Genomic DNA, 14370 nt, shown 5'->3' with positions numbered 1-14370 from the left:
ACGGCGCATGCTACATGCGCGCACCGTCCGTGACGCGCGCTCTCGCCCTGGTGCTCGCCTCGATCGCGCTCTGGCCGGCACGGGGCGCCGCCCAGGAACGCACGAGCCTCGTGCTCCCGGTGTCGATCGGCGGCGCGCACCCAGCCGACGTGGCGTCGATCGCGACGCAGATCGGGGCGCTGCCTCCGGACCAGGCGCGCGCGCGATACGACGCGCTGGCGTCGCGGCCGACCGCGCCCACGAGCGAGGCGCTCGAGCGCATGGTGGCGCGCTCCCGCGACGCGGTCCGCAGCCTCGCGCTCGCCGAGCACGATGCCGCGCGCGAGGCGCTCGCGGAGTCGCTCGCGATCGCAGAGCGCCACGTCGTCGAGCTCGGCCGTGATCCCGCGCGGGCGCGACAGGTGCTCGACACCTGCCTCTACGACGTGCGCGCCAGGCTCGAGACGAACGACGAGAGCGCGGAGCCGCGTGCGCGAGCGTGTCGCGTGCTCGTGCCGCGTGGTGAGCCGAGCCCCTATCAACATCCTCCCGAGGTCGTCGAGCTGCTCACGCGCGTCGACGCCGAGCTCGAGCGCGCGCCGCGCGGCGTGCTGCGCGTCGAGAGCGAGCCCGCGGGCTGCATCGTGCGTGTCCAGGGCGTCGAGCTCGGACGCACGCCGTACGCGAGCGAGCGGCTCGCGCCGGGCGAGTACGACGTGCAGGTCGAGTGCGGAGAGGCGCGCGGCCGCGTCCAGCGTGTGATCGCCGCGGAAGCTGCGCCGCCGCTGCGCATCGATGCGCGCTTCGAAGGGGCGCTGCACAGCGACGACGCGCTCGCGCTCGCATACCGGGATCGCGCCGACGCCGACGCGCATCGGTTCGACGACGCGCTCCGCCTCGCGACGCTGCTGGGTGCGCGCGAGGTGTGGCTGGTCGAAGCGCGCGGCTCGACGCTCCGCATCGATCGCATCGATGTCGCGGCGCAGCGCGTGATCGCGTCGTCTCGCGCCGTCGGGGCGCGCGCCGATGTCGCGATCGCCGATCTGCGCGCGGGTCGATCGCGAGATCATCGCGGCGCCAGCGCGACGGACATGGCGCCGTGGGATCCCCATCCCGCACCTCCGACGCGACCCGATCACACGATCGAGCACGTCGTCGGATCGGCGATCGGTGGCCTCGGTGTCGCGATGTTCGTCGGCGCGTGGGCGTTGTACGGATCGCGCGTCGATCTCGGCCCGGATCTCGAGGTGAGCCAGCCGACGGACCCCGACTTCATCCCGCTGCGCGACACGTGGCTCAACCGCCGCTACGCGGTGTGGGGGCTCGCCGGCGCGGGTGCCGCGCTCGGCATCGCGGCGCTGCCCTTCGTGATGATCGAAGCGGACGGCGTGCCCTGGTGGTCGTGGGTGATCGCGGGTGTCGGGCTCGCGACGAGCGCGATCGGCATCGTCGAGATCGCGACGGCGGACACCTGTCCGGACCACGCGGATCACGATCGACGCTGCGTCGATGCCGCGGCCGCGGTCGATCGCGGTGCGATCGTGATCGCGACGAGCGCGCCGCTGATCGCAGTGCCGGTCGTCTACGCGACTCGCGACACGAGCACGACCGTCACGGTGGAGGCGAGCAACGAGCGCGCCTTCGTCGGAGTGCGAGGCACGTTCTAGTCGGGGGGCATCGATGTCCGTGAGAGTCACGTTCGTGGTCGCGTCGGTCGTGCTGATGACGAGCTGTTCGTCGCCGGGATGTCCCGAGGGCTACACACGACGCGACGACCGCTGCATCGCCGAGAGCGAGGCGTGCGACGGCGCGGACCTCGACGGCGACGAGCTCGCCGACGTCGACGATCCCGACGCCGACGCGTGGTGCAACGATCCCAGCCGCGCGCTTCCTTCGGCGCTCGCGCGGTGCGGCGCGTCGGGCTGCGAGGTGGACGAGTGCGACGCGACCCGGCTCGACTGCACGAGCGCGCCGGGTTGCGAGACCGATCCGGTGGCGAGCGAAGAGCACTGCGGGACGTGCGGGCACGCGTGCGGGTGGGAGTGCCGCGCGTCGGAATGCGACGACGCCGTGCAGATCGAGAGTGGATGGGCGTTCCACTGCGCGCGTCGAGCGTCGGGCACGGTCGTGTGTTGGGGCTCCAATGATCAAGGCCGTCTCGGTGACGGCACCCGCACCGATCGCGCGACCCCGGTGATCGTGGTGGGCATCGACGATGCCGTGGAGATCACGCTCGGTGAGCACCACGCGTGTGCACGACGGAGCGACGGAAGCGTTTGGTGCTGGGGCAGCAACGCGAGCCAGCAGCTCGCACGGCCGGTGTCGTCGCTCGGGTTCAGCAACACGCCGATCGAGGCGCTGCCGAGCAGTGCCGGCGCGGTCGAGATCGCGGGAGGCGGATTCCACTCCTGTGCACGGCTCGCGACCGGTCGCGTCACGTGCTGGGGTGACAATGCTCGTGGTCAGCTCGGTGACGGCACCCGCACCAGCCGGCCGACGCCGGCCGATGCGAACATCGACGACGTCGTCGAGCTGTCGGCCGGGAGCTTCCACATGTGCGCGCGCCGACGCTCCGGTGGCGTGTCGTGCTGGGGTGCCGATCCGACGCGCGTGCTCGCCGACGACACGCGCCGCGACGTCCTGTCTCCGCCGCCGGCGATCGCGCGCCTCGAGGCCCTCTCGATCACGGCCGGGAACATCCACAACTGCGCGATTCGATCGGACCGTCGCGCCGTGTGCTGGGGCGACGGGCGTTTCGGGGCGCTCGGGGTCGGAACGGTCGCGAACCACCCCGCTCCCGATGTCGTGGTCGCCGAGCTGACGGACGTGGACGAGATCGCGGCCGGCCACCAGCACACCTGCGCCCGCGTCGGGAGTGACGTCTTCTGCTGGGGCAACAACGGTCTGGGCGAGCTCGGCACGGGCACGCTCGACTACGAGACGCTGCCGCGCGAGCTGCCGGTGATGACCGACGCCATCGATCTGAGCGTTCGAGGTCACGACACGTGCGTGCTCCGCCGCTCCGGCGAGGTGGTCTGCTGGGGACACAACGACGCCGGACAGATCGGCGACGGGACGACCGGTGAGGACCGCCTCGCGCCCGGCGCGCCGGTCTCGCCGCCCGAGTGACGACGCGCGTACCGCTGGTACATTCGCGTCGGTGAACGCTCCTTCCCGGCTCGGATCGTACGAGCTCTCACGTCGTCTCGGCGCCGGCGGCATGGCCGAGACGTTCGTCGGAGTTCGTCGCGGGCCGGGAGGATTCGAGCAGCGCGTCTGCGTCAAACGCATCCTGCCCGAGCACGAGAACGACGCGCTCTTCGTCGCGCAGTTCCTCCAAGAAGCGCGGGTGTCGGCGCGATTGCAGCACACGCACATCGTGCAGGTGCTCGACTTCGGCGTCGCCGATGGATCGCATTTCCTGGTGCTCGAGCTGGTCGAGGGGATGGACCTCGAGCGACTGCTCGAGACACTGCAGCAGCGAGGAGAGCGATTGCCTCCCTCGCTCGTCGCGTTCATCGGGCAGAACGTCGCGCTCGCGCTCGATCACGCGCACACGCACGCGTCGGGCGCGGTGCACCATCGCGACGTCTCGCCCTCGAACGTGCTCGTCAGTCGCGCCGGCGAGATCAAGCTCTCGGACTTCGGCATCGCGAAGGCGGTCAGTCAGACCGAAGGTGGATTGAAGACGCGCACTGGCGTCATCAAGGGGAAGGTGCCTTATCTGCCGCCCGAATATCAGCTCACCGGGCGATTCGATGCGCGCAGTGATCTCTTCGCGCTCGGCGTGATGTTGTTCGAGTGCCTCGCCGGAGAGCGTCCGTTCGTCGGCGTGACGGATCTCGATACCTGTCATCGCATCATCACCGGCCGACACCCGTCGCTCGCGCAGCTCCGGCCCGATGCGCCGCCAGCGCTCGTCGCCGCGATCGAGCGGCTCCTGCGCCCCGAGCCCGACGAGCGCTACGCGAGCGCCGCTGCGCTCATCGATGCGCTCGCGGAGGTCGCGCCGCCGCCCACCGCGCGCCGACAGCTCGCGGACCTCGTGCGCGTCGCCGAGGTCGAGGCGCTCACGACGCCGCTCGAGCCGCTCGCCGGCGCGACCACCGCGCTCGACGCGCCCGCCGCCGGCACCGAGCCGGTGGCGACGATGCGGGTGCCGATGCGCCGGCGCAGCCTCGGCATCGCGGCGGCCGCCGCGGTGATCGCGCTCGCCGCGGCGGTGATCGCGAGCGTGCCCTCGAGCCCGCCCGACGCGGTCGTCGCAACGCCGCCGACCCCCGCGCTGCCGCCGGCGGCTCCACCCGCCGAGATCGCGCCCGCTGCCGCCCCGCCTCCCGAGCCCGCCGTCGCCGCGACCGAAGCGCCGGCCGAGCCTCTTCGCGCCCTTCCACGACGCGAGCCTCGCGCCCGTCCGCCCGAGCCTCCGCCCGTCGTCGCGCCCGCGCTCGAGCCTCCCGCCGAGCCCGAGCCCACCGGCATGCTGCGCGTGGTCGTCGCGCCCTGGGGCCTCGTGTGGATCGACGGGCGCTACATGGGGCGCGCGCCCGTCGACGTCGCGGTCTCGCCGGGCTCGCACCGCGTCGAGGCCGGCTTCGAGCGCCCCACCGTCTCGCAGACGATCCGCGTCGGCGCAGGCGAGACCGAGCGCGCGTTCGTCGAGCTCACGCAGCCGCCCGGTTGAGCCACCAATCAGCTTGCGTTCGGGCCCGAAGGACTGCCTACTACGGCCGCCATGAATTTCACGCTCGTCTACGTGCTCCTCTCGATCGGCGTCCCCGCACTGACCTTCGCGGCCTGCGTGCTCGGTCAGAAGATGGGCAGCCACTGATCCCAGCCCGAGGCGCGCCGCCGACGACAGCCCGCGACGCGCTCGCGTGGCTCGCGTCCCGCGGCGCTCCTCCCTGGCTCGTCCGCCACCACGAGCTCGTCGTCGAAGCCGCGGAGTCGCTGCTCGACGCGCTCGGGGCGCGACTCGGGATCGATCTCGATCGCGCGCACGTCCTGCTCGGCGCCGCGATCCACGACGCCGGCAAGATCGAGCATCCGCACGAGATGCACGCGCCGGGGCACGATCACGAAGGCGCCGGTGAATCGCTGCTCCTGCGCGCCGGCTTCGCGCCCGAGATCGCGCGCGCCTGCGTCACCCACGCCGCGTGGTCGGAGCCGCGCGCGACCCTCGAGGATCGCTGCATCGCGCTCGCGGACAAGCTGTGGAAGGGCAAGCGCGACGAGGCGCTCGAGGGCGCGCTGCTCGGCGAGCTCGCAGCGCGCACCGGACGCGCGCGCTGGGACGTGTTCGATGCGCTCGACGCGATCTGCGACGACGTCGCGCGGCGTGGCCCCGAGCGTCTCGCGCGCTCGGTCGTCTGACGCTCAGCCGGCCTGCGCGCCCTTCGAGTTCTTCGCGCGCTTCGCGGCGTGACGGCGTGCCGCGTCGGCGAGCTCGGGGTCGAGCTTCGCGAGCGCGTCGAGCGCCTCGTCGACCTCACGCGCCTTCGCCGCCTCGCGCGACTCCGACTCGATCTCCGACGCGATCTGCTCCTGCCGCTCCGGCGTGAGCAGTCGGAACGCGACGAGCATCTCGCGCTCGTGATCCGACACGTGGAAGTACTCGCGCACCGGTGCGCGCTTGGGGCGAACCACCGGCGCCTTGGTGCGACCGCGCTTGTTCGAGCCGGGGTACGCGGACTGCCACGCATCCGCGCTCTCGATCTCGGGCTCGCTCACCGCGGGCACGAACCGCGCGTTGTGCCACTCGGCGTATCGCTTCGAGAGCGAGCGCCCACCCGCGACGCGCCCACCACCCTTGCCGCCGGTGCGCTGCCACGTCGCGATCGTCTCGGCAGTGATCGTTCCTTGCTGGAGCTCCGGCATTCGCGGGCTTCTAACGCCGCGCGGCCGGCGACGTCAACGCATGAGCATGGAAAGCCGAAGCGCCGAGATGGAAAGCGGAGCGACGGAAACGAGAAGCCCCGCTGGCATCGCCAGCGGGGCTCTCTTCGGACTTTCGCCTTTGTCTCTCGGGCGAAGCGAGCGGGGTGGACGGGACTCGAACCCGCGGCCTCCGGCGTGACAGGCCGGCGTTATAACCGACTTAACTACCACCCCAATCGGGACTCTGTTTCCCTCGGGCCGTCGCCGTCGGGAGGCGCTTTCTAGCATGGTCGATCGGGCTGTCAACGGCGTGCGCGAAAATCTTTTCGTCACCTCACGAGAGCATCACGCACTGCGCGTCTGACCTCGCCCAGACCGAGAGGCAACAGGTGCGTTCCCGGCAGCAGCGTCCACTTCACGCGCGGGTACTTCCGGCGGATCGCCTCGATCTGCGCGAGCCTCGCGAGCGCGTCGTGGCGCTGCGCGATCACGTGCATGCGCTCCTCGTCGATCGCGAGGTGCATCGAGAGCGGATCGGCGAGCGCGAGCAGCTCCTCGAACCTCGATCCGTGGAAGCGCTCGAGCGCCGGCGTGATCAGCGGCGAGACGTGGCGCATCAGGCCGAGCTCGCGCGCCGTCGTCGCGAGGCTCGTGACCGGGCAGTAGAGCACCGCGTCGTCGACCTCTCCGGCGTGCGCGAGATGCAGCGCGAGCTGCCCGCCGATCGAGAACCCGACCACCGCGACGCGCTCGTAGCCCTCGTGGATCCGCAGCCACCGCACCAGCGCGCGCACGCCGGTCACCGCGCATCGCAGGTTCTCGACGAAGCGCGAGAGGCGTGCGCTCACGAGCCCGCTCCCCGGCCACGCCGGATACGTGCCGGGCTGGTGGTGCCCCATCACGTTCGTGACCACGTCGACGTCGAGCCCGCGGAGCCCGAAGAGGCGACGCATCACGCGCGGCGAGGGCACGCCGTAGCAGTGACAGATCACGAGGAGCCTGCGCCCCGGGTTGCGCGGCGCGCGCTCGAGCCAGCCCATCACGCGATCGCCGCGGCTCCCGCACACGCGCTGGTAGGGGTTCGTGCCGTGGATCGATCCGTCGCGCGCGAGCGCGAGGTCGAGCGCGCCGTCGTCGAAGGGCGTGTGGAAGCCGTTCGACGTGACGTCGTCGTGGAGCGTGCGGTGATGCGGGTCGCGGAGGATCTCGTCGAGCCGCGTGAGCGCGAGGCCGATCTCGCCGAGCGACCACGCGTGGCCGAACGCGTCCTCGATGCGACCGGCGAGCGCACCGATCCACTGCATGAGGATCACCGTAGACCCCGGGATCGGGCTCGCGACGTGGCGTCCCGCGACACCCGTGCGCGCCGTGGCTCGCGCGTGCGCTCCCGCGGTGCTAACGCCGGCCGATCATGGGCGCGCAATGGAAGCAGAAGGGTCGTGAAGCGGCGGCGAATGCGAAGGGGAAGGTCTTCTCCAAGCTCGCCAAGGAGCTGCAGATCGCAGCGCGCGGGGGAGCCGATCCCGCGACGAACGCGCGCCTGCGCATGGCGGTCGAGGCCGCGCGCAAGGCGTCGATGACGCGCGACACGATGGAGCGCGCGATCAAGAAGGGCGCGGGCCTGCTCGAGGGCGCGGCGCAGTACGAGACCGTCGTGTACGAGGGCTTCGCGCCGCACCACGTGCCGGTGATCGTCGAGTGCCTCACCGACAACAAGAACCGCACGTCGAGCAACGTGCGCGTGCTCTTCCGCAAGGGGCAGCTCGGCGCGAGCGGCTCGGTGTCGTGGGACTTCACGCGCCTCGGCGCGATCGAGGCGACCCCGCCGGCCGCGGGCGCAGATCCCGAGGAGGCCGCGATCGAAGCGGGCGCGCAGGATCTCGAGCCCGACGAGGGCGGGACGATCTTCTACTCCGAGCCGACCGAGCTCGACGCGGTGAGCAAGGCGCTCGGTGAGCGCGGCTGGACCGTGTCGTCGGCGAAGCTGATCTGGAAGGCGAAGAACCCGGTCGCGCTCGACGACGAGACGAAGCGCGCCGAGGTCGAGGCGTTCCTCGCCGCGATCGACGACGACGACGACGTCGAGGCGGTGTTCGTCGGCCTGGCTTGATGGGCAGGCCGCGGGGACGACGTGGTCGGTGAGACCACGTCGTGGACCGTGCGACGAGGTGCGACGAGGCTCGTCGCACCGCGCCCCATCGCCGCACCGGGAGGTGCGCGCGATGCACCATCGCGACCCCTGATTCTTCAGCGAATTCCGCGAATTATCCGCCGTTCCGAGTTGGCGCCCAGCTTGCGATGAGGGCTCGCCATGGTTGGACGGGGTTGGTGGTTCGTGGGGGCGCTCGCGCTCTCGGGGTGTGGTGGGATCGCGGCGGCGCAGGGCGGGGACGAGGAGGAGGGCTCGCCCGAGTCGACGTCGACGCAGCGCGCGGTGGAGGGCGCGGCGTGCGAGGCGCCGTGCCGCTGGGGATGCGACGCGGAGGGCTGCGACGTGCCGGAGTGGGTGGTCGTCGGCGAGGCCCACTCGTGCGCGCTGCGCGAGAGCGGCAGCGTCGATTGTTGGGGCTCCAACGATCTCCACGAGCTCGGCGACGGAAGCACGACGGTGCGCTCGCGCGCGGCGCTGGTGGGCGGCATCCGCGGCGCGATCGGGATCGACGCGGGCGCGCACCACACCTGCGTGATCGACGTCGAGGGCGCGGCGTGGTGCTGGGGCGCCAACGATCGCGGTCAGCTCGGCGACGGGACCACCGAGGAGCGCGCGGCGCCGGTGCTGGTGCGCGCGCGCGACGTGCTCGTCGACATCGCGGCGGGCGGGGATCGCACCTGCGCGTCGACGCGCGAGGGCGACGTGCTGTGCTGGGGCGCGGGCGATGCGATGCCGCGGCGCATCGAAGGCGCGAGCCGCACGATCGAGCTCGACGTGGGCGATGCGCATGCGTGCGCGGTGCGCGCCGACGGAGAGGTGTCGTGCTGGGGCGACAACGCCGACGGTCAGCTCGGCGACGGGACGCGCGTGGCGCGCGCGGATGCGACGCCGCTCGGTCTGCACGGGATGATCGCGGTGCGCACCGGACGCGCGCACACCTGCGCGATCGACGCGACGACGCAGGCGGTGTGCTGGGGCGACAACTCCGCGGGCCAGCTCGGCGACGGCACCCGCGAGGATCGGCTCGAGCCCTCGGTGCAGCATCGCTCGGTGCTGACGCTCGGCGGCGATCGCACGTGCGGTCGCGTCGCGTTCGGCGACGTCGCGTGCTGGGGCGAGGGCTACGGCGTGGACAAGGCGCTGGTGCCGATCCTCGACGAGGCGAGCGCGGTGACGATCGGCGCGCGTCACGGCTGCGCGGTGCACCGCATCGGCACGGCGCGCTGCTGGGGCGCGAACGAGGCGGGACAGATCGGCGACGGCACGAACGAGCCGCGCGAGACGCCGATCGACGCGCTGCCGCCGAGCTGATCGAGAACGGCGCGCGTCGGGACGATGGCCGTCATCACGGCGCGAAGCAGCGAAGGGGGGCGAGCGCCGACTCCGCGGTCGAGCGCGGATCTCGCGATTTCGCGTACTCTCCGCCGCGATGAATCGTCGCTCGCTCGCGGTGCTCGCGGTGGTGTTGCTGTCAGGGGCCCCAGTCGTGCTCGCGTCGACGACGGCCGAGGCGCAGGCGTCGTCGTCCGCGGTGCGCGTCGACTCGGAGGCGCGCTCGCTCTTCGAGGCGGGCGCGGCGGCGTTCGCGGACGGGCGGTACGAGGACGCGCTCGGGCACTTCCGGCGCTCGTACGAGCTGAGCGGCCGCCCCGAGCTGCTCTACAACATCGGGCAGGCGCACGACCGCCTCCGGCACGACGCCGAAGCGGTCGCGGCGTTCGAGGAGTACATCGCCGCGGTGCCGGACGCGGCGCAGCGCGAGGAGATCGCGGCGCGGCTCGCGATCCTGCGCGCGTCGATGGAGCGGGCCGATGTGAGCGAGGCGGGCGCGGAGGCGACGCCCGAGGTCGAGCCCGCGACCGTGGAGACGGCCGAGCCGGCCGAGCCCGAGATCGTCGCAGCACCCGCGCCCGATCCGGCACCGTGGGTGCTGCTCGGGACCGGCGGCGCGGTCGCGATCACGGGCGCGATCCTGCTCGGCTTCGGCTACGCCGACGTCGCGACCGTGGAGAACGCGCGCGACGTGCCGTTCTCGTCGGTGAGGCGCGCGTACGACGACGCGCCGGTGCTGACCGGGATCGGCTGGGCCGCGCTCGGCGTCGGCGTGGCGGTCGCCGGCGTCGGGCTCGTGTGGGGTCTCTCGAGCGGCGGCGGAAGCTCGGGCGAGCACGCGCGCCTGCAGCTCGGTCCGACCGGAATCGCAGCCTCGGGGAGCTTCTGATGTCGAGTCTCGAGATGCGCTGGATCCTCGCGGTGGTCGCGCTCGCGGGCTGCACCCCGACGCTGCAAGACGGTCAGTTCACCTGCACGACCGACTCCGATTGTCCGACGGGGTTCACGTGCCGAGCGTCGGACATGCGGTGTCATCGCTCGGGCGAGGACGGCGGCGCATCGCAGGACGGCGGCGCACCGGACGACGCGGACGTCGCCGACGCGCCGACCGGGTGCGGCGCGAGCTGCATCCAGCTCATGGTGCTCAACGCCGATCCGTTCCTCACCGGCACCATCAGCTACGACGATCGCGATGGCGAGACCGGGCACGTGGCGATCCCTCCCTACGGCACCACGTCGGCGGTGGTCGACCTCCCGAACGTGCCGGTGGGCGAGACGCTCCGCGTGAACGTCCCGCCGACGATCACGATCTTCCACGATCTGCCGATCCCGACCGAGAGTCGATATCTGCTCGTGCTCGGCCCGGCATCGATCGGCGCGAGCGTGCGACTGCTGGAGTCGAATCCCGAGGGACTGCACACCAACGGATACGCCTACGTGCAGCTCGTCGACATGGTCGCGGACGAGACGGATGGGCTGATCGCGCGCGGCGCAGGGCGCAACCCCGACGCGCAGATGCTGCCGAATCCGTTCGATCACGAGGGGGACTCCGCCGTCCTTCCGTTCCTCCCCGGGAGCACCGGCGCGCTGCGGCTCGAGCTGGCCGGAGAGACTCCGGAGCTCATCGCGGCGCTCCTCGGCGATCGGATCCCGGGCACCGAGGGCACTTATTACGTCGTCGTCGCGGGCCGCCTGTCGGCGCACCTCGACTCGATGGAGGGCCTCCGGTTCATCCCCGGACTTCCCGGCGCGACGGCGCTGCGATCGTCCCGGCTCGTGCGATTCGTCAACTCGCTCACGACGAGCGCGACGGTGTGCGACGGCGCGACGCCGCTCGCGACGGTCCCGGCGGGCGCGCTGCGCGGGCCCTTCGTGCCGCCGGGGAGCGGGCCGTGGGCGCTGAGCGTCCACCGCAGCACGGACTGCGCGACCGGCGTCTCGCACGACGTGAGCGTGGGGACGAACGTGGGCCGCACGCTGGTCTCGATCGCGGGAGACGACTCGCTCGCGGCGGGATGGCAGGCGGTGGCGATCCCCGAGCCGCTGCCGACCGCGGGCGTCGAGACGATCGTGATCCACAACGGGCTCTCGACCGCGGCGGACATCGCGATGGTCACCAACATCCCGAGCCTCGGCACCGCGTCGACGACGGTGATCACGGCGCCCGACTCGATCACCGCGACGACGATGGAGGGCGTGCGCACGTTCGAATGGGCGCCCCGAACGCGGCAGTCGTGGGTGGTCATCGGACGCTCGGGAGCGCGCTTCACGGCCTACGAGATGGACTCGCCGTTCGACGAGGCGTGGACGCTGACCGAGGTGACGGGCGTCGAGTGAGCCGAGCGCGGGGCAGGGCAGGGCTCCTGGCCGCCGGTGCGGTTCGACCCACGGTGCGAACGAAGCCAAGCTCGCCCCGTGCTGCGCGCTGCGATCTTCGATCTCGATGGGCTCCTCGTGGACAGCGAGCCGCTGTGGCGGCGCGCGGAGATCGAGCACTTCGCGAGCGTCGGCCTGCACCTCACCGACGCGGAGTGCGAGGAGACGACGGGGCTGCGCATCGACGAGGTCGTCGCGCTCCGGCACCGGCAGCAGCCGTGGGAGACGCCGAGCGTCGCGGAGATCACGTCGCGCATCGTCGATCGCATGGTGTCGCTGCTGCGCGAGGAGGCGCCGGCGAAGCCGGGCGGTGCGCACGCGGTGGACCTCTGCGCGCGCGCCGGGCTGCGGCTCGCGGTCGCGTCGTCGTCGCCGCTCCGGCTCATCGAGGCGGCGCTCGCACGGCTCGGGCTCCGCGAACGATTCGAGCTCGTGGTGAGCGCGGAGCGCGAGCCCTACGGCAAGCCGCATCCCGCGGTGTTCCTGCGCACCGCGGAGCAGCTCGGGATTGCGCCGACGTCGTGCCTGGTGTTCGAGGACTCGCTGAACGGGCTCGTCGCGGCGAAGGCCGCGTGCATGGCGTGCATCGCGGTGCCCGAGCGCAGCGATCCGCGCTTCGCGCTGGCCGATGTCGTGCTCCCCTCGCTCGAGGCGCTCGAAGCACGTTCGCTCGCCGCGATGATCGAGCGCGTGCGCTGAGTTTCGGAGGGGTCTTGGAAGACCCCTCCCCCCGCCCGGCGAAGCCGGATCGGGTCCCCCCACCCCGAACGCTGCGCGCGGGGCCCCAGCCCCGCTTGCTGAGTTTTCGGAGGGGTCTTGGAAGACCCCTCCCCCCGCCCGGCGAAGCCGGATCGGGTCCCCCCACCCCGAACGCTGCGCGCGGGGCCCCAGCCCCACTTGCTCTCGTTCGCAGCGCTTCCGATGGCTCCGAATGGCGCGTCGTGCGCGCGCGGCACAGGCTCGCGCGCATGAGCGTCGAGCCGCTGGTCCTCGTGGGCATGTCCGGCGTGGGCAAGAGCTTCTGGGCGCGCCGGCTCGCGGAGCAGCGCGGCTTCGTGCGACACGACTGCGACGGAGAGATCGGCGCGCGGCTCTCGTCGATCGTCACGCCCGCGCCGGGCGAGGAGCCCGTGCACGCGCTCGGGCGCTGGATGGGCATGCCCTGGAGCGAGGGCTACGCCACGCGCGAAGCGCGCTATCTCGCGCTCGAGGAGGCGGTCACGCGCGAGGCGCTCGATGCGTGCCGCGACGGACGGCCGCACGTGATCGACACCACCGGCAGCGTGATCTACCTGCCCGATGCGCTGCTCGAGGCGCTGCGCGGCGCGGGGCGCGTGGTGTACCTGCGCACGCCCGAGGCGCGTCGCGAGGCGATGCTGCGCCGCTACCTCGAGGAGCCGAAGCCGGTGGTGTGGGGCGACGCGTTCGCGTGCGCGGCCGGAGAGACGCCGAGCGAGGCGCTGCCGCGCTGCTACGCGTCGCTGCTCGCGTGGCGTGATCGACGTTATGCGGCGCTCGCGCACGTCGTGATCGACGGCGCGGAGCTCGAGGCGAACGATCCCGGCGTCGAGGGGTTCCTCGCGCGCATCAGCGGATGAGGCCCGCCTCGCGCGCGATCGACGCGACGATCTCCGCTGCCGGGAGCTCGCGCGCTCGCGCGACGCCCTGACCCGCCCAGAGCGAGAGCAGCTCGGCATCGCCGGCGCGCGCCGCCGCGGCCCGCAGATCGCGGGTGAGCGCGTGCTGCAGCGGGTAGGGCGCGACCGGAGCGCGCTCCATCTCGCGGGCGAAACGGTTCGCGAGGCCGCGCGCAGGCTTGCCGGTGAACGCGCGCGTGATCGTGGTCGAGGTCTCGTCGGCGCGCGCGAGGGCGTCGCGATAGGGCGCGCTCGTGCCGGCCTCCGCGCAGCGCAGGAACGCGGTCCCGAGCTGCACCGCGGACGCGCCGAGCGCGAGCGCTGCCGCGACACCGCGGCCGTCCATGATCCCACCCGCCGCGATCACCGGGCGCCGCACCGCGTCGACGATCGCGGGCACGAGCGCCGTCGTGCCGATCAGCGCGCCCGCATCGCCGCCGAGGAACCCGCCGCGATGACCGCCCGCCTCCGCGCCTTGCGCGCAGATCACGTCGACGCCCGCGGCCTCGAGCGCGCGCGCCTCGGCGACGCTCGTCGCCGTGCCGATCGTCGTGATCCCCGCGCGACGGCACGCGTCGAGCGCATCGCGATGCGGGATGCCGAACGTGAACGAGAAGAAGGGCACGCGCTCTTCGATCAGCACGGCGAGCTGCGCATCGAACGACGGCGACGACACGTCGAGCGCGGTGCTCTCGAGGCCCAGCGCGAGCCGGTACGGTGCGAGCGCGTCGCGCGCGTCGCGCGTGCGCGCGTCGTCGGCGATCGTCGCCTCGCCCGGCACGAAGAGGTTCACCGCGAAGGGTCGATCGGTCTTCGCGCGCACCTCGCGGATCTGCGCGCGGATCGCGTCGGGCGCGGAGTATCCACCGGCGAGGGATCCGAGCCCTCCGGCTCCGCACACCGCGATCACCAACGCGGGCGTCGTGGGACCACCGGCCATCGGCGCGAGGACGACGGGAAGCGGCGTGCCGAAGAGCGTCGACATGCGCTCACGATGGGGCCCTGCGCACCGCACCG

Annotated in this window: 14 protein-coding genes and 1 tRNA gene; 10 read left to right on the top strand and 5 right to left on the bottom strand. The window is 72.6% G+C overall.

The window, feature by feature from the left end:
* Positions 1–29 precede the first annotated feature (29 nt).
* From I5071_RS16420 to I5071_RS16410, 3 genes are read left to right on the top strand one after another with little or no spacing between them, the layout of a single operon-like run.
* Positions 30–1646: a PEGA domain-containing protein gene (locus I5071_RS16420; protein WP_236606403.1), complete on the top strand. Its 1617-nt coding sequence runs from the start codon at positions 30–32 to the stop codon at positions 1644–1646.
* Between the two features lie 13 nt (positions 1647–1659).
* Positions 1660–3108 (top strand): RCC1 domain-containing protein, encoded by a 1449-nt coding sequence (locus tag I5071_RS16415; protein ID WP_236606402.1) that lies wholly within the window; start codon positions 1660–1662, stop codon positions 3106–3108.
* A gap of 31 nt (positions 3109–3139) precedes the next feature.
* Positions 3140–4663: a serine/threonine-protein kinase gene (locus I5071_RS16410; protein WP_236606401.1), complete on the top strand. Its 1524-nt coding sequence runs from the start codon at positions 3140–3142 to the stop codon at positions 4661–4663.
* Between the two features lie 125 nt (positions 4664–4788).
* Here the strand turns inward: I5071_RS16410 and I5071_RS16405 are convergent, their stop codons facing one another.
* Positions 4789–5025, bottom strand: a complete 237-nt coding sequence (locus tag I5071_RS16405) for a hypothetical protein (RefSeq protein ID WP_236607749.1) — start codon at positions 5023–5025, stop codon at positions 4789–4791.
* On the opposite strand from I5071_RS16405, the gene I5071_RS16400 reads away from it, so the two are divergent.
* Positions 4930–5352, top strand: coding sequence for an HD domain-containing protein (locus I5071_RS16400; RefSeq protein WP_236607652.1), 423 nt, complete (start codon positions 4930–4932; stop codon positions 5350–5352). The two genes, I5071_RS16405 and I5071_RS16400, sit on opposite strands and share 96 nt — an antisense overlap.
* 3 nt (positions 5353–5355) lie before the next feature.
* Here I5071_RS16400 and I5071_RS16395 read toward each other — a convergent pair whose 3' ends face one another.
* From I5071_RS16395 to I5071_RS16385, 3 genes are all read right to left on the bottom strand, one after another.
* On the bottom strand, positions 5356–5856 hold the full coding sequence (locus tag I5071_RS16395; RefSeq protein ID WP_236606400.1) for a hypothetical protein: 501 nt from the start codon (positions 5854–5856) through the stop codon (positions 5356–5358).
* 160 nt (positions 5857–6016) lie between these two features.
* Positions 6017–6090, bottom strand: a tRNA-Asp gene (locus I5071_RS16390).
* A gap of 95 nt (positions 6091–6185) precedes the next feature.
* Positions 6186–7160, bottom strand: a complete 975-nt coding sequence (locus tag I5071_RS16385; RefSeq protein ID WP_236606399.1) for an alpha/beta fold hydrolase — start codon at positions 7158–7160, stop codon at positions 6186–6188.
* Between the two features lie 107 nt (positions 7161–7267).
* Here I5071_RS16385 and I5071_RS16380 point away from each other — a divergent pair, with 107 nt between their 5' ends.
* The 6 genes from I5071_RS16380 (at position 7268) to I5071_RS16355 (ending at position 13314) form a co-directional block, all read left to right on the top strand.
* On the top strand, positions 7268–7966 hold the full coding sequence (locus I5071_RS16380; protein ID WP_236606398.1) for a YebC/PmpR family DNA-binding transcriptional regulator: 699 nt from the start codon (positions 7268–7270) through the stop codon (positions 7964–7966).
* A 201-nt stretch (positions 7967–8167) separates the two neighbouring features.
* Positions 8168–9319 carry an RCC1 domain-containing protein gene (locus I5071_RS16375; protein WP_236606397.1) on the top strand — a complete coding sequence of 384 codons (1152 nt, stop codon included), beginning with the start codon at positions 8168–8170 and terminating at the stop codon, positions 9317–9319.
* 118 nt (positions 9320–9437) lie between these two features.
* Positions 9438–10229, top strand: coding sequence for a tetratricopeptide repeat protein (locus I5071_RS16370; RefSeq protein WP_236606396.1), 792 nt, complete (start codon positions 9438–9440; stop codon positions 10227–10229).
* Positions 10229–11677, top strand: coding sequence for a dickkopf-related protein (locus I5071_RS16365; RefSeq protein ID WP_236606395.1), 1449 nt, complete (start codon positions 10229–10231; stop codon positions 11675–11677). The genes I5071_RS16370 and I5071_RS16365 overlap by 1 nt, the downstream gene beginning before the upstream one ends.
* A gap of 78 nt (positions 11678–11755) precedes the next feature.
* The gene (gene hxpB / locus I5071_RS16360) at positions 11756–12415 is read left to right on the top strand and encodes a hexitol phosphatase HxpB (protein WP_236606394.1); all 660 of its coding nucleotides are present in this window, start codon (positions 11756–11758) and stop codon (positions 12413–12415) included.
* A gap of 269 nt (positions 12416–12684) precedes the next feature.
* Entirely contained in the window at positions 12685–13314 is a 630-nt protein-coding gene (locus I5071_RS16355) for a shikimate kinase (RefSeq protein ID WP_236606393.1), read from the top strand.
* On the opposite strand, the gene I5071_RS16350 is transcribed toward I5071_RS16355, so the two are convergent.
* Positions 13304–14338: an NAD(P)H-dependent flavin oxidoreductase gene (locus tag I5071_RS16350; RefSeq protein ID WP_236606392.1), complete on the bottom strand. Its 1035-nt coding sequence runs from the start codon at positions 14336–14338 to the stop codon at positions 13304–13306. The genes I5071_RS16355 and I5071_RS16350 overlap by 11 nt on opposite strands.
* Between the last annotated feature and the right edge of the window lie 32 nt (positions 14339–14370).

The sequence above is a fragment of the Sandaracinus amylolyticus genome, assembly GCF_021631985.1.
GTDB classification, from domain to species: domain Bacteria; phylum Myxococcota_A; class Polyangia; order Polyangiales; family Sandaracinaceae; genus Sandaracinus; species Sandaracinus amylolyticus_A.
The sequence above is the reverse complement of the archived record's forward strand: the minus strand, read 5'-3'. Positions and strand labels throughout refer to the sequence as shown.

Coding starts and splice junctions, on each gene's coding strand:
- I5071_RS16365 (WP_236606395.1), top strand. CDS start 10,229: ATGTCGAGTCTCGAGATGCGCTGGATCCTCGCGGTGGTCGCGCTCGCG.
- I5071_RS16350 (WP_236606392.1), bottom strand. CDS start 14,338: ATGTCGACGCTCTTCGGCACGCCGCTTCCCGTCGTCCTCGCGCCGATG.
- I5071_RS16355 (WP_236606393.1), top strand. CDS start 12,685: ATGAGCGTCGAGCCGCTGGTCCTCGTGGGCATGTCCGGCGTGGGCAAG.
- I5071_RS16380 (WP_236606398.1), top strand. CDS start 7,268: ATGGGCGCGCAATGGAAGCAGAAGGGTCGTGAAGCGGCGGCGAATGCG.
- I5071_RS16415 (WP_236606402.1), top strand. CDS start 1,660: ATGTCCGTGAGAGTCACGTTCGTGGTCGCGTCGGTCGTGCTGATGACG.
- I5071_RS16385 (WP_236606399.1), bottom strand. CDS start 7,160: ATGCAGTGGATCGGTGCGCTCGCCGGTCGCATCGAGGACGCGTTCGGC.
- I5071_RS16375 (WP_236606397.1), top strand. CDS start 8,168: ATGGTTGGACGGGGTTGGTGGTTCGTGGGGGCGCTCGCGCTCTCGGGG.
- I5071_RS16405 (WP_236607749.1), bottom strand. CDS start 5,025: ATGCTCGATCTTGCCGGCGTCGTGGATCGCGGCGCCGAGCAGGACGTG.
- I5071_RS16370 (WP_236606396.1), top strand. CDS start 9,438: ATGAATCGTCGCTCGCTCGCGGTGCTCGCGGTGGTGTTGCTGTCAGGG.
- I5071_RS16395 (WP_236606400.1), bottom strand. CDS start 5,856: ATGCCGGAGCTCCAGCAAGGAACGATCACTGCCGAGACGATCGCGACG.